Consider the following 17,146-nt stretch of genomic DNA (forward strand, 5'->3'; position numbering starts at 1 on the left):
GCTCAAGTAGGGATTTCGGACGCAGGCAACTCGGCGACGACCTCGACGCGGGCAGGGTCGAAGCTGAGAAAGCCCTTGATCGGCACGGTCTCCGGCGGCGGATCGTCGTAGCTCCAGGCCGCATCTTCGACGATCGTGTCGCCTACGACGGCTGAGTAGTAGGTCGCATACCCCTTGTAGTTGCAGTAGGTCGACGTGTCGGTGCGCCGAAGCAAGTCCGTGCGCACCAACGCGGGATCAACGTACAGCCTTGGCTCGAGAGCGGTTTCGAAGACGATCGTCGTGGCGCCGGTGTCCACCAGCGTCGTGCCGTTCACCGCGACGCGTAAGCGGCGTTGCGTCGGGCGGCAGTCCACCCGGTGGTACGGGTTGGGCGGATAGTGGACGAGCTTGCGACCCTCTTCGAGCCACGTGTCGACCGCGTCCCACGGAACCTGGACATACCCAGGTGCTTCGGGTTCGGGCTGATTGGGCAGCTCGCCGACGTCATCGAGCGGGAAGGCGTAGCTCAGTGGGTGACCCCGACGGTGCACCAGCAGTGCACGCTCGGTGTCGATAACGTTGTGCCCGTTGATGCTCGCCTGGACGCGGCGGGGATGCGGCTCGACGTACACCACGCCCGCAGGGATCGGGGGAGCGAACCACCCCGCGGGATCGCTGCTCAGCGGTCCCCGTCCGGCGGCGAGGCTCATGTCGCGTTCGCCTCCACGCCGGCGCGGCGACGTGCCGGCGACGGCTCATGCAGCCACTGCAGCATGGGCGTCATGGTACGGCGGCCCACAAAGCTACTGCCCGTCGCAACGCTGAGAGCCACGCTTTACATCAATAGTGCTATCTGTAACGCTGGTTCCGGCCGAGCAGAGATAGGAGAGAGTTGGCACGGGCCCTGCCTTTCATGCGGCTGGCCGGACATGTCGGTCACGGCGTGCAGCGCCTCGTCACGGATGCGGCACTGGCCGGCGCACGACGGTTTCCCCGCAAGATCAGCGACCTCACCGCCGCGTCGTTGTCGACGATCATGAGGCGGCGCGTCTCGTCGGTGTCGCGTATCGACGGCGCGGCCGGCACGTCGTCAAGAGCCCGCTTGGCGCTCACTGGCGACGAGATACCCGCATCGGTGTTCGTCAAGATGTCCGCAGCCAGCGCCGCGATCCGGATGCTGGGGGAACTGGCGCGGCTCGGTGAAACAGAGGTGCGGTTCTACAGTCAGCTGGCTGTCGAACTCGCAGACGACGTGCCGCAGTGCTACGGAACCGCTTTCGACGCGCTGACCGGACGCTACGTCGTCGTCCTGGAAGACATGGCCACAAGCCCGTGCGAGTTTCCCGACACGCTGCATCCGCTCGACAACGACAAGATGGCACTACTGGTCGAAGTCCTCGGCCACGTGCACGGCAGGTTTTGGGGACGGCTGTCCGAAAGCGATGGTGGCTCAGGGCGATTCGGGTGGCTGTGGCCGCCGTCCGGCGATCCGACCATTCCGTTGACGCCTCATCTCATGCGACTTTCGGCTCGACGGCTGGCCGAGCGCACGTCGATTCCCGTCGAGACAGCGCGGTTCCTCTGGGAGAACTTCGCTGCGGCGACGGCGGTCGTGGACGAGGGGCCGCACACCGTTCTGCACGGTGACCCCCATCCAGGCAACACGTTCTTCCGCGAGGGCCGCGCCGGCTTGCTGGACTGGCAGGTGGTACGCCGCGGCCATGGTGCCAGGGACCTGGCTTATATGTTGGTGCTGGGCATGGACACCGAAGACCGCCGGGCCAACGAGCGCCAACTGCTCGACGTGTACCGCCGAGTGGTGTCGGCTGCTGGCGGCCCCGGCCTCGGCCGTGACGAATTGTGGATGCGTTACCGGCAGGCCGTCACCTATGCGTTCGTGTCGCCGCTCATCACCGCGGGCCTCGGCGGCATGCAATCTGACGCTGTCGCGCTGGAGGGCTTCAAGCGTGCCGTCGCGGCCCTGGACGATCTCGAAACCGTTGCGGCTCTTCGGCGCTCACTCTTAGGTGTCACATCTCGTCGGCGGAGTGCTTGATGCCCACGGCGTGCCGGAGCTGTGCAAGGAACTGGTCGGCGTCGTCGCTGGGTACCAGGTAGTGCGACACGGCGACGCGGATCGCCGTGGCCGCGGCGACCGCGCTGTTAGGCCCGGTGATCAGCCGTTGCAGCCGCTCCCGCATCGCTGGAATGACGCCCGACAGCTGCCGAATGACGTGAGCCGGTTCGATGTCGGCCATCCGGTACCCCGAGTAGGAGTGCTGGTATTGCACGATGAACCTCAGCGCCGCGTCCAGCTTCTCCTTGCCCTTCAGTCCCGCGGTCGCTTTCGCGATGCCGCGATCGAACATCTGCCGCTCCCAGGCGCTGAAGGCGTCGAGCAGCTCCTCCTTCGAGGCGAACCAGCGGTAGAGAGTCGGCCGGGACACACCGGCCTGCAGCGCGACCTCCGAGAGGCTCAGCTTGGTCATGCCTTTGCGCGCGAGGACCTCAGCGGTGGCCATCAGCAGCCGCTGACTTGTGGAGGATTCGTCGACGACGTGATCCTCGTGCGGCTGGGCGGGTGCTGACGGTGTCATCCGTATAGCTTTACAAAGGGTGGGCACAGTGTCACCCTCATTCGATGTCCGACTGGCGTGGCGGTAGAAATCAGGCATGCCAGGACCGCTAGAGGGCATCCGCGTCGTCGAACTCGGGGTATGGGTCGCCGGTCCGGCCGCCGGCGGAATCCTCGCCGACTGGGGCGCGGACGTAGTCAAGATCGAACCGCCCAGCGGTGATCCGGCCAGGATGTTCGGCCGGATGCTGGGATGTGACCTCGGGGTCAATCCGCCGTTCGAGATGGACAACCGCTCCAAGCGCAGCGTTGTCATCGACCTGGCTACCGATGACGGCCGCTCGACGGCATACGAAATGCTCAGCGCTGCGGACGTTTTCATCACCAATGTGCGTCCGGCCGGACTGCGCCGCCTCGGCTTGGATTTCCCGACGCTCACCACACGCAATCCTCGGCTGATCTATGGCTTGATCACCGGCTACGGCGAAACCGGGCCCGACGCCGACCGGCCCGCCTACGACGTCGCGGCGTTCTGGTCGCGCGCAGGCATCGCGGCGTTATTGACCCGCCCCGGCGACACACCGCCGTTCCAGCGCGGCGGCATGGGCGACCACATGGCCGGTATGACGCTGGCCGGGGCCGTGTGTGCGGCGCTGGTGTCGCGGAACCGCACCGGGACCGGACAGCTGGTGAGTACGTCGCTGTACCGGCAGGGCGCGTACACAATCAGCTTCGACCTCAACACTTATCTGCTAACGGGCCAGCCCATCGCGATCGGACAGCGCGAAACCATGGGCAATCCATGCATGAACAATTACGCGGCCGCCGACGGACGACGGTTCTGGATCGTCGGGTTGGAGGCCGGCCGGCACTGGCCCGCGCTGTGCAGAGTCGTCGGCCGCCCAGACTGGCTCAGCGAGCCGCGGTACGCCGACGCGCGCAGCCGGGCGGCCAACGCGGTGGAGCTGATCGCCGAGCTGGACGCCATCTTCGCGACGAAGCCGCTGCACGAATGGGCGACGATCTTCGCGTCCGAGCCGGAGTTCTTCTGGTCGCCGGTCAACTCGATCGAGGATGTTGTGGCGGACGAACAGTTCCACGCTGCCGGCGGGATCGTCGACGTCCCTGACGGCGAGTCGAGCGTGCCTATGGTCGCCACTCCGGCCGACTTCCACGGGACGCCTTGGGCGCCGCGCGCGCCTGCGCCAGCACTGGGCGAGCACACGAAAGAGATTCTGGCAGAACTTGATTCGCGCCGGAAGCGCTAACTCGCCCAAGCTTTGAGGCCGACCGCGTGCCGAAGCTGCGCCAAAAACTGGTCGGCGTCGTCGCTGCGTACCAGGTAGTGCGCCACCGCAACTCGCACCGCCGTCGCCGCAGCTTGGGCTCCGGCTTGGCCGGGTAGTAGCCGCTCGAGTCGCTCGCGCATCACCGGAATGATCTGCGACAGCCGGCGGATCACCAGGGCCGGCTCGACGTCGACCATGCGCAATCCGGGATACGACTGCTGATACTCGACGATGAACCTCAGTGCAGCATCGAGTCTTTCACGCGCCGGCAGGCCAGCCATGGCGTCGACGACGCCGCGCTCGTACATCTGTCTTTCCCAGACGGTGAACGCACTGATCAGCTCCTCCTTGGAGGCAAACCAGCGGTACAGCGTCGGACGGGATACGCCGGCCTGCAGCGCGACCTCAGACAGGCTGAGCTTGATCAGGCCGCGACGGCCCAGCACCTCCGCGGTGGCGGACAGGATCCGCTGGCGGGTGGCGCGGTCCGGGTCGGCAGATTGCTGCACACCGATAGCTTTACAAATTATCGACGTACTGTCACGCTGATCCCCGACGCCAGAACTGTCGCGAACCGTCGGAAGGGAGCCGGAGTGACCGTCGCCAGTTCGCCAACGGCGCGCGAATACAGTCCGTTCGACATCACGTCTGACGCCTTCTGGAGGCAGCCCTTCGAGGTTCGCGACCAGACCTTCGCCGAACTCCGCGCTGCCGACGGACTCAGTTGGCACCCGCCGATGTCCTCGTTGTTTCCCATGGAAGAGGACGGATTTTGGGCGCTGACCCGCCGCGCCGACATCATGTTCGCCAGCCAGCACCCTGAGCTGTTCACCTCTGCCCAAGGCGTCGCGCTGGATCCGATGCCGGCAGAGGTTCAACGCATCGCAACGTTCTTTTTGACCATGGACCCCCCACAGCACACGCTCTATCGCCGACTGATCAGTGCGGCGTTCACTCCCCGCAACGTGCGCCGCATCGAGGAACAGATCCACCGCAACGCGGTCGCCGTGGTGGACAACCTGGTGGGCGCCGGCGACGTCGACTTCGTCGAAGCATGCTCGGCTCGGCTGCCGATGATGACGATCTCCGAGATGCTCGGTGTGCCGCCCCGGGACCGGGAAGCCGTAGCCCATGCCGCCGAGAAACTGTTCAGCATGAGCGACGACGAGTACAGCTCGCTCGAGGACCGCGCGCAGAACACCATCAACGAGATCATGCTGTTGAGCAACACCGGGATCGAACTGGCCAGATTTCGGCGCCGCAACCCGGCCGACGACCTGATGACAAGCATCGTCAACGCCGAAGTCGACGGTCACCGGTTGACCGACGAGGAAATCGGCGCGTTTCTGATCCTGCTGGCGTCGGCGGGCAACGACACCACGAAACAGACGACATCGCACGTGATGTTGGCGCTGGCGAACCACCCGGCGCAGCGGGAGTGGTTGACGGACGACTTCGACGGTCGAATCGGCGTTGCGCTGGAGGAATTCGTACGCTGGGCCACGCCGGTGCTGCAATTCGCGCGATTCGCCGTGCAGGACACCGAAATCGCCGGGCAGCCCGTCAGCGCCGGCGACAAGGTGGCGCTGTTCTACTGCTCGGCCAACCGCGACGAAGCCGTGTTCACCGCACCGCACACGTTCGACCTCGTGCGCTCACCGAACCCGCATTTGGGCTTCGGCGGCGGTGGGCCGCATTTCTGCCTGGGCAACCAGCTGGCGAAGTGCGAGTTGCGAAACCTGTTCCGGGAGTTGCTGACTCGGCTTCGGCGCATCGAGTTCGGAGAACCGGACTTCCTGTTGAGCAGCTTCGTCCACGGCATCAAACGCCTTCCGGCATACATCGAGTGACGGGGACGCTCAGCCCTGCGGACGCCGGCGCACCAGCACCGACTGTGCAATAGCGCCCACCGCACCCTGCTCGTCGAACAGGGTCCCGATGGTGGTGCCGACGCCATCGGGGCCGTAACTGGTTTCCGCGCGAATGCCGGTCCACTCGCTGTCAGGGACCCGAAACACGTGCACGGACAGGTCCGTGTTCAGAAACGTCCACTTGGTGATGTCGAGTTTGGAGCCGATGCCGTTCGCGCAGTCGGCCACCGCGAAGAGCCGCTGCAGCGGAGTCATGGTTTCGCCGTGCACCAGATCCACAGTCGGTCTGATCCAGGACTCACCCGGCCCGTCATTCAGCGGTTTGGTCAGCCAGAGCCACTCCAGGCTGTGGAGGTAGTTGCGGTCCCACTTCTCGGCCAGGTTGCGGTTGCGGCCCTGCGCGACGGGGCGCAGCTCGGGTGGACCCGTTCGCACCGTCTCGCGAGTATCGAGGTACTGGAACCGCCAACCGCTGGCCTTTGCAACCGGTCGCAGTGCTCCTTGCGGGCCGGGTGCCAGCATCTCGGCGGTGACCAGTTCGATCTGCTTGCCCTGCCGGTCCAACGACGCATGCACTTCGAATTCGCCCTCGGTGGGTACGGGACCCAACAGGTCGACGACAACCCTGCTGAGTCGGGTGTCGTCGCGGTGAGCACAGCGCTCCAGTGCACGAACCAGCAGTGACGACACCGGTCCCGCGTGCTGGATCGCGGCCGTCCAGGTGCTACGCACCAAGTCGGTGGCGACGAATCTTGCCGTGTGCGAGGCGGATTCGTCGACAAGCTGGTAATACGCGTCGCTCATGGCAGGCCTGCTCCTGGGATGTCGACGGTCACCGCGTCGAGGCGTGACGACCTGGTGCCGATCAGCCGCTCGGGATATGCGTCGGTGCTGGACAGCAGAAACAGCGTGCGTCGCTCCGGTCCGCCGAGCGTGCAGGCGATCGCGGTGCGCTCACCGATGTCGAGGCGGTCAGTGACCTTGCCGCCCTGCACAATTCGCTGAAACTGGTGGGCCAGCGTCATCGAGGTCCAGATGCCACCACCGGCGTCCAGCGTGATCCCGTCGGGCGGTCCGTCGAGGCCGTCTGCGAAGATCCGGCGATCCGACAGCCCGCCGTCTTCGTCGATGGTGTAGGCGCTCAACCGCCGAGCGACCGACTCGGCCACGATCAGTGTCGCCCCGTCGGGTGTGATCACCATGCCGTTGGGGAAGTCCAGGTCGTCGGCGACGATTGTCGCGCTGGCGTCGCTGTCGATCCGGACGATCACGCCACCGCGTCGGGCCTGTGATCCGACGTAGGCGCGGCCGGTGTCGTCGACCACCATGTCACCGAGGTCGGCTGGCACCGCTGCGCTGAGATCGGCTATGCAGTCTACGTTTTCGCCGTCGTAGCGAAGGATCTGCCGATGTTGCGTGGAGGCGATCAGCAGTGAACCGTCGGGCCGGAAGCCCAATCCGGACGGAGCATGGCCGGCCAGCGGCAGGGTGCTCATCTCACCGGCCAGGGTGACAGTGTGGACTGCCTCGCCGAGCATGTCGGAGAACCACAGCAGGCCCTCGAACCAGCGTGGACCCTCGCCGAAACAGAAACCGTTGGCCAGCGGGGACAGCGTCATCCGGCAGGGGTCATTCGATGTCCCGTGCCGCCTTTACAAAACACGGCATAAGTGTCACGCTCGCTGGGTGCGACTGTCAACTTCCGGTGAGCGGTGATGCGCAAGTACTACAGCCACACGCTGCTCTATCTGCACGAGACCATCGCGTTGGGCTCCGCTGGAACCGACCGGTTCACGCAGGTGTTCGCCGATGTGTACCAGCCGATGATGGAGGAACTCGGCGCGCGGTTGTTTGCGATCTGGGAGACGACGCCTTACAACGGCCACTGGCCACAAGCCACCGTCATCTGGGAGATCGACGGGTTCTCCGACTATGCGCGAATCGGTCGTGCACAAGCCCGCGGGGGCAGCCACGCGGCGGCCGCGGCCAAGTGGACGGCGTTGTTGTCCGAAGCCGGCGCGTCGGGCGAGGGGCGGATCATGTACCCCGCTCCGAGCAACCGCACGCTCGCTCAACTCAAAGAAGCCGATGTCAAAGCCGGACTGGTGATCCAGGAGATCATGCAGACCAAGCCCGGCCGGCAAGACGACTACATCCGCGAGCTGGAGCGCCTCTACGTCCCGTGGTCTGAGCGGACAGGCAAGCGCTGGCTTGGTTCGTTCACCACCACCTTCCGCTTCAACGAAGTCATCCATTACTGGGCGCTAGAAGGCGACTGGGACTGCTTCGCCAACCACTACCCGTCCTGGAAGGACGACCCTCCCGCCGAGATCGTCACGTGGATGAGCGTCGCGCCCGCACTGCGCGACGGGTGGGAGGACTCCGTCCTCGCGGCCCTACCGCCGTCACCACTGCAATGAAAAGTGCGTTGATGCAAAAGTTTTCGTACGACCCGTTCGATCCTGCCGTCATGGCCGATCCGCTGTCGTACTACCGCGTGCTACGGGACAAGTATCCCGTGTACTACATCGAGAAGTGGGACACCTACGCGCTGTCGCGGTTCGACGACATCTGGCGGATGCTCGAGCTCATGGACGGCACCTTCGTGGCGTCCGAGGGAACCCTGCCCGCCGCAGCGGTTCTGGCACACCACAACGACGGGCCCGTGCCCGATCCGCCGCTGCACCCCATGCCGTTTCACGCCAACTTCGACGCACCGATCTACGACGGTGTCCGCAAGTGCACGTCGGCGCCGTTCCGGCCGAGATCGGTATCCGCACTCGCCAATCGGATTCGCAGCTTGGCCAATGAGCGCCTCGACGAGTTGACTGCGCGCGGACAATTCGATCTGACACAGGAATACGGCGGCATCGTCGCCGCCACGGTGGTGTGCGATCTGGTGGGTCTGCCCGCCGAGCTGGCGCCGGACGTGCTGGCGACCGTCAATGCCGGAAGCCTCGCGCAACCCGGCAGCGGGGTGGAGGTGGCCAACGCGCGGCCCGGATACCTCGAATATCTGATCCCGGTGGTGCAGCGCCGTCGCGCCGGCGTCGGCGAAAAGTTGCCGATCGTCGACAAGCTGTTGGCGTACCGGCTGCCCGACGGATCAGCGCTATCCGACGTGGAGGTCGCGACGCAGATGTTGGGCGTGTTCATCGGCGGCACCGAGACTGTGCCCAAGATCGTCGCGCACGGCTTGTGGGAACTGGCACGCCGGCCGCAGCAGATGGCGGAGGTGCGTTCCGACATCGAGGCCAACGTGCCCGTCGCGCGCGACGAGACCATCCGCTATTGCGCACCGGCGCAATGGTTTGCGCGCACGGTGCGCAAGCCGTTCACCCTCCACGACATCACGATGAGGCCGGGCCAGCGCGTGATCACGCTGATCGCCTCGGCCAACCGCGACGAACGCCAGTATCCCGACCCCGACGAATTCATCTGGGACCGGCGCATCGAGCGGTCCCTGGCCTTCGGCCGCGGCCAGCACTTCTGCCTCGGCTATCACCTCGCGCGGCTGGAGATCGCGATCTTGGTGGCCGAGTGGCTCAAGCGCGTACCGGAGTTCAATGTCGTCAGTGAAGCAGCGTCGCGCCCGCCGTCGAGCTTTCAGTGGGGCTGGAACAGCATCCCGGTGCAGGTGTGAGGATGTGGTCGTACCGGCTCGTCGCGCCCTATGCCTTCGAACGGAACTCCCTGCCGGACAAGACATCTCATGATCTCGTCGACGGCCAGGTGTTGCTGCGCTTCCTGGCCGCCGGCATCTGCGGCAGTGACATTCCGCCGTTTCGCGGTGTGCGAGGCAAGATCGCGGGCGACCGTGGTCTGTTCGCCGCCGAGAAGGACGGTTTTCCCGTCCACGAGGTCGTGGGTGAGGTGATCGCGACGCGCCATCCCGACCACCGCGTCGGCGACCGCGTGGTGGGCTGGGCGTCGGGGTTCGACGGCCTGATGGAGCGGGTGGCCACCGACGGCAACGGCGTGGCGGGCTACGACCCGGGCCTCGATCCGGGGCACGCAATCGCACTGCAACCACTGGCGTGCGTGCTGTACGCGGTCGAGCAACTGCGCGAGCTGAACGGACGCCACGTCGCGGTCATCGGTCAGGGCTCGATCGGGTTGTTGTTCTCGTACGTGGCCAAGGTGAAGGGGGCCCGACACGTCACCGGCGTCGACCCGGTCGATCGGGAAGTCGTCGGCAAGGAATTCGGTGTCGACACGGCGGTGCGCGCCACCAGCGACCGCTGGGTAAGCCATCTCTCACCGAATGACAAGCCCGACATAGTGATCGAAGCCGTCGGCCATCAAGTCGCGACGCTGGGCCACGCCCTCGACGCAGCCGCCTTCGGCGGCACCGTGCTCTACTTCGGCGTGGCCGACGACGACTGCTACCCGATCAGCATGCGCACGATGCTGCGCAACAATCTGACGCTGCAATCCGGCGTGACACTCGAGCGCAGCCGGATGCTGCGGTGTGCCGACGCGTTCGCGCGCGAACACCCCGAACTCCTGCCGAAATACGTCACGCACGTGTTCGGCATCGGCGACGTCCAGCCGGCGTTCGAACTCGCCTGCCGTCCCGTACCAGAACGCGTGAAGATTGCGATCGTCGCGTGAGCAGACTGCAGCAAACTCTCGACGCGAAATCACCGCTGTGGGGCGGATGGGTGGTCGGCCCGACGATCATGGGCCCCGAGGAATTCGCCCGCGCCGGATACGACTACGTCGGTTTCGACGTTCAGCACAGTTATCTCAGCGACGCCGACGTCGCGTTACTGCTGCGCCGGCTCGAACACGTCCCGATCGCCACCGCAGTGCGGCTGCCTTCGGCGAATGCTGCCCCGATCGGGCGGGTGCTGGACGCGGGCGCCGACGCGGTGATCATCGCGACGGTCGAGTCGGCCGAGCAGGCCGCCGCGGCGGTGTCCGCCAGCCGGTACCCACCGTCGGGAGTGCGCAGCTTCGGCCCTTTGGCGCCGCGCCTGGGCCGCGACACTGCCACGCTGGAATCGCGGGCCAGCGTATTTGCGATGGTGGAGACCGCCCGCGGACTCGCTGCTATAGCCGAGATATGCGCTGTCCCAGGGCTTTCCGGGATCTATGTCGGTCCGGTCGATCTTTCGCTGTCGATGGGGCACGGCGTCTCTGACGCATTCACTGAGCCGGCTGTCTGTGACGCCATCAGGCGGATCCATTCCACCGCCGCGGCGGTCAGCCTGGTGACAGGTGTGCACGCTGGAGACGGCAAAGCCGGCAATGTCATGGCAGGGCTGGGATTCCGGATGATCACGCTGGCCTCCGAATCGCAGGCATTGCGTCGCGGAGTGGCAGCGCATCTGAGGGAAGCCACGGGCCAGTGACCGGCGTGGCCATTGTGACCGGCGCCGCCCGCGGGCAGGGCGCCGCGATCACGCGGCGGTTGCGTGCAAACGGATTCGGCGTCGCAGCATGCGATCTCATGGTCGACGAACTGACCGCCACCGTCGACGCGCTCGAGGATCCCGACGTCATCGCGATCGAGTTGGACGTGACCGCCGAACATCAATGGGACGCCGCGGTCAAGACGGTGGTCGAGCGGTTCGGAACCCTGACCGCACTGGTCAACAATGCAGGCGTGCTGCACCGAGCAGCGCTGGACGAAGAAACGCCAGCGGGTTTCGAGCGCAGCTGGCGGGTCAACTGCCTGGGTCCGTTCTTGGGCATCCGAGCCACGCTGCAGCAGCTGCGCCGCGCGCAGGGTGCAGCGATCGTGAACACGTGCAGCACCGGTGCGCTTCGGCCGTTTCCCCATCACGCCGCGTACGGCTCGGCCAAGTGGGCGCTGCGCGGCCTCACTCAGATCACAGCGGCCGAACTGGGGCCGTCCGGTATCCGCGTGAACGCGGTGTTTCCCGGACCGATCCAGACACCGATGCTCGACGACGCCACCCAGGCCCGTCTTAGCGCGCGGGCCGTCATCGGGCGACTGGGCCGGCCCGCCGAGGTCGCTGATGCGGTCGCCTTCCTGCTCTCCGAGCAGGCGTCGTTCATCACCGGCGCTGAACTCGTCGTCGACGGCGGCCAATGCCTGCAGATCGGATGAGTACGACGAGCGGGCACGCCCTGTCGGTGGGAATCATCGGTGCCGGCCCAGGTGGACTGGCGCTCGGAATTCTCCTGCAAAAAGCCGGTTTTCGCGATTTCACGCTATTCGACCGCGAGGACGGTGTCGGCGGCACCTGGCGGATCAACACGTATCCGGGCCTTGCCTGCGATGTGAAGTCGCACCTGTACTCGTACTCGTTTCAGCTCAACCCGCATTGGTCGCGACTGTGGTCGGCCCAGCCCGAAATCCTGGAGTACTTCGAGCAGTGTGCTCGGCGCTACCGACTGGAGTCGCACCTGCGGCTCAACACGGAAATCGTTTCAGCGCAATGGGATCCCGTCGCCAACCGCTGGCGGCTGACCACCTCCACCGGTGAGCGGCACGACTTCGACGTCGTGGTATCGGCTGTCGGGATCTTCACTCAACCGGTGATGCCCACGCTGGTCGAGGAAGAGCCGTTCACCGGCGTCGTGATGCATTCGGCACGCTGGGACCATTCGGTCGACCTGACAGATACGCGAGTTGCGTTGCTGGGCACCGGTTCGACGGCGTCGCAACTGCTGCCGGAACTGGCGAAGGTGGCAAAGAGGGTGTATTCAGTGCAGCGTTCGGCGACGTGGATCCTGCCGAAGCCGGACCGCCCGTACACCAAGCGCGAGCGATGGATCCTCGCGCACGTCCCATTCGCCAAGAGGCTGTACCGCACGCGATTGTGGCTGCGCAGCGAGGCCAACATCTCGGTGATCGAGAACGGCAGCGACAAGACGCGGGAATTCAAGGCGCTCGCCGAGAAGATGCTCGACGAAGTCGTGGATGACGAGGAGCTGCGCCGCAAGCTGACTCCGGATCATCCGCTGGGGTGCAAGCGGTTGGTGTTCTCGTCCGATTTCATACCCGCGCTGACTCGACCGAACGTCGAGGTGGTGGCGAGCCCGGCTCGGGCGTTGCGCAGCCGCTCACTGGTCACGGAGGACGGCACCGAACTCGAGGTGGACGTCGTGGTGTGCGCGACCGGTTACGCCGCGGCCGACTACCTGGGCAAGATCGACGTGGTGGGCGAAGGCGCCACGTCGTTGCGTCAGACGTGGCGGGATGGCGCGTACGCCTATTTGGGCATGGCGGTTCCGGGTTACCCGAATTTCTTCATGCTGTACGGCCCGAACACCAACGTCGGGTCCAACAGCGTGATCTTCATGCTCGAAGCGCAGGCTCGCTACGTTGTGGCGGCGCTGAAATACCTTCGCCGCAAACGCAAATCGTACGTTGCCGTGCGACCGGAAACCATGGCTGCGTTCGTCGCCAAAATCGACCGTTGGATGGCGGGCACCGTGTGGACCACCAGGTGCAGCAACTACTTTCGGGCGCCCAACGGCCGCGTGGTCACCCAGTGGCCGCGAAGCGCCCGCGCGTTCTGGGCGATGACGCGCAGATTCAAGCCGGGGGATTACGCATTCGAGCCTCCGCCCGACAGGCAGGAAAGCGCCTGTGCGTCAGATCAGCCTCCCGGCGCGTTGACAAACCACACGTTCTCTTCGCGCAGTTCGGCGCTGCGCCATCCGTCGGAGGTCCGCACCAACCGGTGGTGGTAGTAGCCACCGCAATAGCTGAGCTCGGTCATGTCGGGCAACTGCATCGGGTTGTAGAACATCGCCCGCACGGTCGCCGTGTCGCCGTCCAGCTCGGCTTCCACGTTGGTGATGTAGTGCATGCTCATCTGAATCGACGCGAATCCCCGGCTGAGCCACTCGGCGACCTCGTCACGGCCGCCGGCGACCGCGCCCGCCGACGAGTAGTCGATACGGGCGTCCGCGGTGAAGACCGACCGGTACAGAGTCCAGTCCTTGGTGTCGACGGCACGGGCATACCTGTTGAGTAGCGCAGTGATCTCGAGTTCGTCGCTGATTCTCTGGACATCCATGGGTTAGCCCCTTCGACGGTTGAATCCAAGCTTTACAGATGACATCGAAACTGTCACGCTGTTGGTGTGCGCCGAGACGACGCGACAATCCAGTTCGAGCTCCCTTACGCCGCCCCGCGACGGACGCCTCAACGCGGCCCCGAAACCGCAGGGACGTCGACCCGGTACCGGCTCGATGTGATCGCCGTCGACGTCAACGACGTCGTGCGGTCGGCCGGCGGCTGGCTATTCGATCGCGCGATGGCGGGGTGGGATGTCACCCTGCTTCTCGACGAACCCGCTGACGCGCGGGCGCTTCGCATTCTCGGAGTTCGAACGGCTCCGGCTGCAGCGCTCGACGCGATCGGGGATTTGGCTGCGCCTCAAGCACTTGCGGTCGCCGCCGACGTCTTCAACCGCGACTCACGTATACGCAAGGCCGTGGTTGCGGCCTTGGATCGAGGTCTCACCGAGGTCATTTTGTGGGGCGATTTCTGGCCGACCGGAGTCCATCGCCGCGCCGAACCTGTCCAGCACCGGCTCAGTAGCGCGGCGTGTGTCTTCAAGGCTTGTGCGCTCGCAGCTGTACGACTTCCCGCCGGTCCGGACTTGGCTACCGAATCATTCCGTGGCGGCACCCGCTGTCGGCAGGCCTATGAGCCGGATCTGGTGCCGGTTGGGTAGCACCCGCAATCGGCCTTGCGCCAGCCCGCGCGGCTACGCCGGTCCGAGGCGATCGAGCGCGCAGGGAACACCGCGGCCGACCAAGGCCGACGTGGTGCCACCCGGCCAACGTGTCGACCGCGACCGTCAGTTATGTGCTGAATAATGTTGGCCGCGTCATCAAGGCGCTCGTCGATCACGTCACGTTCAGCGGAAATCCTCAAGCGCTTCCCCGAGTGGGAGGTCGACATCGAAAACGCCCGTCTCTCAACAACGTCCACGATGCGTGGGTGGGAGCACGATGCCCGCGGTCCTGCGTGACCGCCGCTTCTGGTACCCAGGGACTGAGATGAGAACCCCGGAGACGCTCAGAACTGAGAGCGGACGAATTCGAGCACTTCGTCGGCGCTGGCGAAGCCGCCGAGGTGGCTTTCTTCGGCGCGCAAAATCAGCTCGGCCTTGGGCAGTCGTTCGATGCACGCCTGAGCTCCCACCAGGTGCACTATTGGGTCGGCGTCACCATGCCACCACCGCACCGGCGCTCTCACATCGGCTAGTCGAAATCCCCAGTCGCGCCCGAATAATCGGGCATCGTCGACGATCGCCTGCAGCCGTCCCCGTGTCGACAAGATGAGGTCGTCGACGAACATGCCTTCCATTTCCGGATCGTGCAGTACCCGGCGGTCGCCCTCCGGCGTGATGCTCGCATAGGCGCGACATGCGTAGTGCGCGAACGGGATGATCGGCAGTACCAGTCCGGATACGGTCAGCGCCAACGGCTGACGCAGCACAGAGAGCGGCAGCGCGAAGCGACGAGCCAGCACAATGGCCCCGGTGGCAGCCGCGTCCGGACCCACCGAGGGCACCACGCCGCCCAAGATCCCTACCGCCACAACGCGACTGGCGACCGGCTCCACCGCAGCACACGCCAACGCGTAAGGGCCGCCGCCGGAAAGCCCGACGACGGCCAGGCGGCCGGCGCCCACTGCGTCGGCAACGTGCGCCACGTCGGTGGCCCAGTCGGCCACCGTGTCGTATCGATACGGATCCGAAAGCCCCGCGCCGGGACGCTCTACGAGGATTACGCGGAGCCCGAGCTTTTCGGCAGCGCGCCGGCCCAGCAGCGGGAACTGCCGACGGCCGCCCGGTGTGCCGTGGAACCACAGGACGATGTCACCCGACGGATCCCCGAACTCCGCGAAACCCAGCCGGCGACCGTCGGGCAGGTGGACGCGACCTTCTGCCCGAGGCTTTTCGGTGGGCGGCACCCGCACCGGATGACGCCACAGGTTCTTTGGTCTCATGGGCACCGTGATTTTAGGTCGTGATCGCGCGCCGCCGGCCGATTTTCGAGGATCGCGCGGTGGGCGTCAACTGCGGCTGTATGTCCGGTCGTCTTCGATGTCGGCCCGCGACCGGTCGGGCAGGGCCACCACGCACCCAGCCGAAACGATCACTGCGACAAGGATGTACAGCGAGATCGAATACGGTGTGCCGGTCTGATGCAGCAGCCAGGTGGCCAGCAGGGGAGCGGGACCACCGGCGAAGACGGACGCCAGCTGGTAACCCAAACCTGCGCCGCCGTAGCGCAGATGCGTCGGGAAACTCTCGCCGATCATCGCCGCCTGCGGGCCGTACTGCATCGCATGCAGGATCAGCGACAGCACGATCGTGACGAAGATCAGCACGTGACCGCCATGGGTGAGCACTGCGAAGTACGGAAACGCGAACGCGCCGACCAGAATCACGCCGGCGAGGTACACCCGTTTGCGGCCGACACGATCCGACAGATGCGAGAAGAACGGGATCGCCGCGAGCGCGCAGACGGCGCCGACGAGCACCGAGTTGAGCACGAAGGTCCCGCTGAACCCGCCGCGGTCTTTGACGTACTTGAGGACATATGCCGTGAACAGATAGAACGGCAACTGCTCACTGAACCGAGCGCCGGCCGACAGTAGAATCTCGCGCCAATGGTGGCGGATCGCGTGCTCGACCGGTGTCTGCACCACCTTGCGCTCGATCACGGTTCTCGCAAACATCGGTGTCTCAAGGATTTTCAGCCGGATCGCAAGCCCGATAGCCACCAGCACGAGGCTGGCCAAGAACGGCACTCGCCACCCCCACGTATTGAACGCGTCGGGCGGCAGCGCCGCCGACAACAAAGTCATGCCTCCGGTCCCGAGCACCAGCCCGACCGGGACACCGACCTGGGCGGAACTCGCCAGCAGGCCGCGTCTTTCCTGCGCGCCCCATTCCATCGCGAGCAACACCGAACCGCTCCACTCGCCGCCGATCGCGATGCCCTGGACCAGCCGCATGACCACCAGCAGCAGCGGCGCGACGATGCCGACCGACGCAGTCCCGGGCAGGATGCCGACGATCGCCGATGAAATGCCCATGACCAGAAGCGTGGTGATCAATGTGGCCTTGCGACCGATCCGGTCGCCCCAATGCCCGAAGATCGCCGCGCCGACGGGGCGTGCGGCGAAGCCGACGGCGTAAGTCGCGAACGACTGCATGGCGCTGGCGTACGCGCTGGACGCGGGGAAGAACAAGTGCGGGAAAACAAGTGCGGCCGCAGTGTTGTAGAGGAAGAAGTCGTACCACTCGATCGTGGTGCCCACCGTGCTGGCCAGTGCGGCCCGCCGGACCTGCGCGCGGTGGGACTGCTCGTCCAGTCGCGCCGCCTTGGTGACTTCGTCGTCGCCGATGACCATCGTGTCGTCCCTCCGCCGACCGCGTTCATCCACAGTGTGATGCCTCGGAAGCGGTTGTACGGTAACTCCG

The 17,146-nt window shown here is 65.7% G+C and carries 17 protein-coding genes and 1 pseudogene; 10 read left to right on the forward strand and 8 right to left on the reverse strand.

Features of this window, described 5'->3' with window-relative positions; genetic code table 11:
* Positions 1–2: 2 nt before the first annotated feature.
* Positions 3–692 (reverse strand): DUF427 domain-containing protein, encoded by a 690-nt coding sequence (locus AC5Y4C_RS10710; protein ID WP_499962934.1) that lies wholly within the window; start codon positions 690–692, stop codon positions 3–5.
* Positions 693–895: 203 nt separating this feature from the next.
* On the opposite strand from AC5Y4C_RS10710, the gene AC5Y4C_RS10715 reads away from it, so the two are divergent.
* Entirely contained in the window at positions 896–2,038 is a 1,143-nt protein-coding gene (locus AC5Y4C_RS10715) for an aminoglycoside phosphotransferase family protein (RefSeq protein ID WP_499963012.1), read from the forward strand.
* Here the strand turns inward: AC5Y4C_RS10715 and AC5Y4C_RS10720 are convergent.
* Positions 2,013–2,579: a TetR/AcrR family transcriptional regulator gene (locus AC5Y4C_RS10720; RefSeq protein WP_499908594.1), complete on the reverse strand. Its 567-nt coding sequence runs from the start codon at positions 2,577–2,579 to the stop codon at positions 2,013–2,015. The two genes, AC5Y4C_RS10715 and AC5Y4C_RS10720, sit on opposite strands and share 26 nt — an antisense overlap.
* A gap of 76 nt (positions 2,580–2,655) precedes the next feature.
* Between AC5Y4C_RS10720 and AC5Y4C_RS10725 the strand changes: the two genes are divergently transcribed.
* Positions 2,656–3,825, forward strand: coding sequence for a CaiB/BaiF CoA transferase family protein (locus AC5Y4C_RS10725; RefSeq protein WP_499949079.1), 1,170 nt, complete (start codon positions 2,656–2,658; stop codon positions 3,823–3,825).
* Here the strand turns inward: AC5Y4C_RS10725 and AC5Y4C_RS10730 are convergent.
* Positions 3,822–4,355 carry a TetR/AcrR family transcriptional regulator gene (locus tag AC5Y4C_RS10730; RefSeq protein WP_499908590.1) on the reverse strand — a complete coding sequence of 178 codons (534 nt, stop codon included), beginning with the start codon at positions 4,353–4,355 and terminating at the stop codon, positions 3,822–3,824. The genes AC5Y4C_RS10725 and AC5Y4C_RS10730 overlap by 4 nt on opposite strands.
* 84 nt (positions 4,356–4,439) lie before the next feature.
* Here AC5Y4C_RS10730 and AC5Y4C_RS10735 point away from each other — a divergent pair, with 84 nt between their 5' ends.
* The gene (locus tag AC5Y4C_RS10735; protein ID WP_499962932.1) at positions 4,440–5,696 is read left to right on the forward strand and encodes a cytochrome P450; all 1,257 of its coding nucleotides are present in this window, start codon (positions 4,440–4,442) and stop codon (positions 5,694–5,696) included.
* A 9-nt stretch (positions 5,697–5,705) separates the two neighbouring features.
* On the opposite strand, the gene AC5Y4C_RS10740 is transcribed toward AC5Y4C_RS10735, so the two are convergent.
* Both AC5Y4C_RS10740 and AC5Y4C_RS10745 read right to left on the reverse strand, forming a co-directional pair.
* Positions 5,706–6,521 carry a thioesterase family protein gene (locus tag AC5Y4C_RS10740; RefSeq protein ID WP_499962930.1) on the reverse strand — a complete coding sequence of 272 codons (816 nt, stop codon included), beginning with the start codon at positions 6,519–6,521 and terminating at the stop codon, positions 5,706–5,708.
* Positions 6,518–7,336: an SMP-30/gluconolactonase/LRE family protein gene (locus AC5Y4C_RS10745; protein WP_499962928.1), complete on the reverse strand. Its 819-nt coding sequence runs from the start codon at positions 7,334–7,336 to the stop codon at positions 6,518–6,520. The genes AC5Y4C_RS10740 and AC5Y4C_RS10745 overlap by 4 nt, the downstream gene beginning before the upstream one ends.
* 96 nt (positions 7,337–7,432) lie before the next feature.
* Between AC5Y4C_RS10745 and AC5Y4C_RS10750 the strand changes: the two genes are divergently transcribed.
* The 6 genes and pseudogenes from AC5Y4C_RS10750 to AC5Y4C_RS10775 form a co-directional block, all read left to right on the forward strand.
* Entirely contained in the window at positions 7,433–8,137 is a 705-nt protein-coding gene (locus tag AC5Y4C_RS10750; protein WP_499962926.1) for an NIPSNAP family protein, read from the forward strand.
* An 11-nt stretch (positions 8,138–8,148) separates the two neighbouring features.
* Positions 8,149–9,360 carry a cytochrome P450 gene (locus AC5Y4C_RS10755; protein ID WP_499962924.1) on the forward strand — a complete coding sequence of 404 codons (1,212 nt, stop codon included), beginning with the start codon at positions 8,149–8,151 and terminating at the stop codon, positions 9,358–9,360.
* A 2-nt stretch (positions 9,361–9,362) separates the two neighbouring features.
* On the forward strand, positions 9,363–10,331 hold the full coding sequence (locus AC5Y4C_RS10760) for a zinc-binding dehydrogenase (RefSeq protein WP_499962923.1): 969 nt from the start codon (positions 9,363–9,365) through the stop codon (positions 10,329–10,331).
* Positions 10,328–11,074, forward strand: coding sequence for an HpcH/HpaI aldolase family protein (locus AC5Y4C_RS10765; RefSeq protein WP_499962921.1), 747 nt, complete (start codon positions 10,328–10,330; stop codon positions 11,072–11,074). Before AC5Y4C_RS10760 ends, AC5Y4C_RS10765 begins: the two co-directional genes overlap by 4 nt.
* Positions 11,071–11,796 (forward strand): SDR family NAD(P)-dependent oxidoreductase, encoded by a 726-nt coding sequence (locus AC5Y4C_RS10770; RefSeq protein WP_499962919.1) that lies wholly within the window; start codon positions 11,071–11,073, stop codon positions 11,794–11,796. The genes AC5Y4C_RS10765 and AC5Y4C_RS10770 overlap by 4 nt, the downstream gene beginning before the upstream one ends.
* A pseudogene (locus AC5Y4C_RS10775) lies at positions 11,778–13,271 on the forward strand (flavin-containing monooxygenase); the annotation flags it as partial. The gene AC5Y4C_RS10770 and the pseudogene AC5Y4C_RS10775, both read left to right, overlap by 19 nt.
* A gap of 23 nt (positions 13,272–13,294) precedes the next feature.
* Here the strand turns inward: AC5Y4C_RS10775 and AC5Y4C_RS10780 are convergent.
* Positions 13,295–13,717 (reverse strand): nuclear transport factor 2 family protein, encoded by a 423-nt coding sequence (locus AC5Y4C_RS10780; RefSeq protein ID WP_499908572.1) that lies wholly within the window; start codon positions 13,715–13,717, stop codon positions 13,295–13,297.
* Positions 13,718–13,894: 177 nt separating this feature from the next.
* Between AC5Y4C_RS10780 and AC5Y4C_RS10785 the strand changes: the two genes are divergently transcribed.
* Positions 13,895–14,380, forward strand: a complete 486-nt coding sequence (locus AC5Y4C_RS10785; RefSeq protein WP_499963010.1) for a hypothetical protein — start codon at positions 13,895–13,897, stop codon at positions 14,378–14,380.
* Between the two features lie 347 nt (positions 14,381–14,727).
* On the opposite strand, the gene AC5Y4C_RS10790 is transcribed toward AC5Y4C_RS10785, so the two are convergent.
* Together AC5Y4C_RS10790 and AC5Y4C_RS10795 are read right to left on the reverse strand one after the other, a co-directional pair.
* A complete protein-coding gene (locus tag AC5Y4C_RS10790) occupies positions 14,728–15,663 on the reverse strand; it encodes an alpha/beta fold hydrolase (protein WP_499949102.1) in 936 nt (311 codons plus the stop codon).
* A 66-nt stretch (positions 15,664–15,729) separates the two neighbouring features.
* On the reverse strand, positions 15,730–17,076 hold the full coding sequence (locus tag AC5Y4C_RS10795) for an MFS transporter (RefSeq protein ID WP_499962916.1): 1,347 nt from the start codon (positions 17,074–17,076) through the stop codon (positions 15,730–15,732).
* Between the last annotated feature and the right edge of the window lie 70 nt (positions 17,077–17,146).

It is taken from the genome of Mycobacterium sp. NGS35, assembly GCF_059812855.1.

Excerpts from the sequence above, each read along its gene's own strand:
- AC5Y4C_RS10710 (WP_499962934.1), bottom strand. The coding sequence starts at position 692 with ATGAGCCTCGCCGCCGGACGGGGACCGCTGAGCAGCGATCCCGCGGGG.
- AC5Y4C_RS10715 (WP_499963012.1), top strand. The coding sequence starts at position 896 with ATGCGGCTGGCCGGACATGTCGGTCACGGCGTGCAGCGCCTCGTCACG.
- AC5Y4C_RS10720 (WP_499908594.1), bottom strand. The coding sequence starts at position 2,579 with ATGACACCGTCAGCACCCGCCCAGCCGCACGAGGATCACGTCGTCGAC.
- AC5Y4C_RS10725 (WP_499949079.1), top strand. The coding sequence starts at position 2,656 with ATGCCAGGACCGCTAGAGGGCATCCGCGTCGTCGAACTCGGGGTATGG.
- AC5Y4C_RS10740 (WP_499962930.1), bottom strand. The coding sequence starts at position 6,521 with ATGAGCGACGCGTATTACCAGCTTGTCGACGAATCCGCCTCGCACACG.
- AC5Y4C_RS10745 (WP_499962928.1), bottom strand. The coding sequence starts at position 7,336 with ATGACGCTGTCCCCGCTGGCCAACGGTTTCTGTTTCGGCGAGGGTCCA.
- AC5Y4C_RS10750 (WP_499962926.1), top strand. The coding sequence starts at position 7,433 with ATGCGCAAGTACTACAGCCACACGCTGCTCTATCTGCACGAGACCATC.
- AC5Y4C_RS10755 (WP_499962924.1), top strand. The coding sequence starts at position 8,149 with ATGCAAAAGTTTTCGTACGACCCGTTCGATCCTGCCGTCATGGCCGAT.
- AC5Y4C_RS10760 (WP_499962923.1), top strand. The coding sequence starts at position 9,363 with ATGTGGTCGTACCGGCTCGTCGCGCCCTATGCCTTCGAACGGAACTCC.
- AC5Y4C_RS10780 (WP_499908572.1), bottom strand. The coding sequence starts at position 13,717 with ATGGATGTCCAGAGAATCAGCGACGAACTCGAGATCACTGCGCTACTC.
- AC5Y4C_RS10790 (WP_499949102.1), bottom strand. The coding sequence starts at position 15,663 with ATGAGACCAAAGAACCTGTGGCGTCATCCGGTGCGGGTGCCGCCCACC.
- AC5Y4C_RS10795 (WP_499962916.1), bottom strand. The coding sequence starts at position 17,076 with ATGGTCATCGGCGACGACGAAGTCACCAAGGCGGCGCGACTGGACGAG.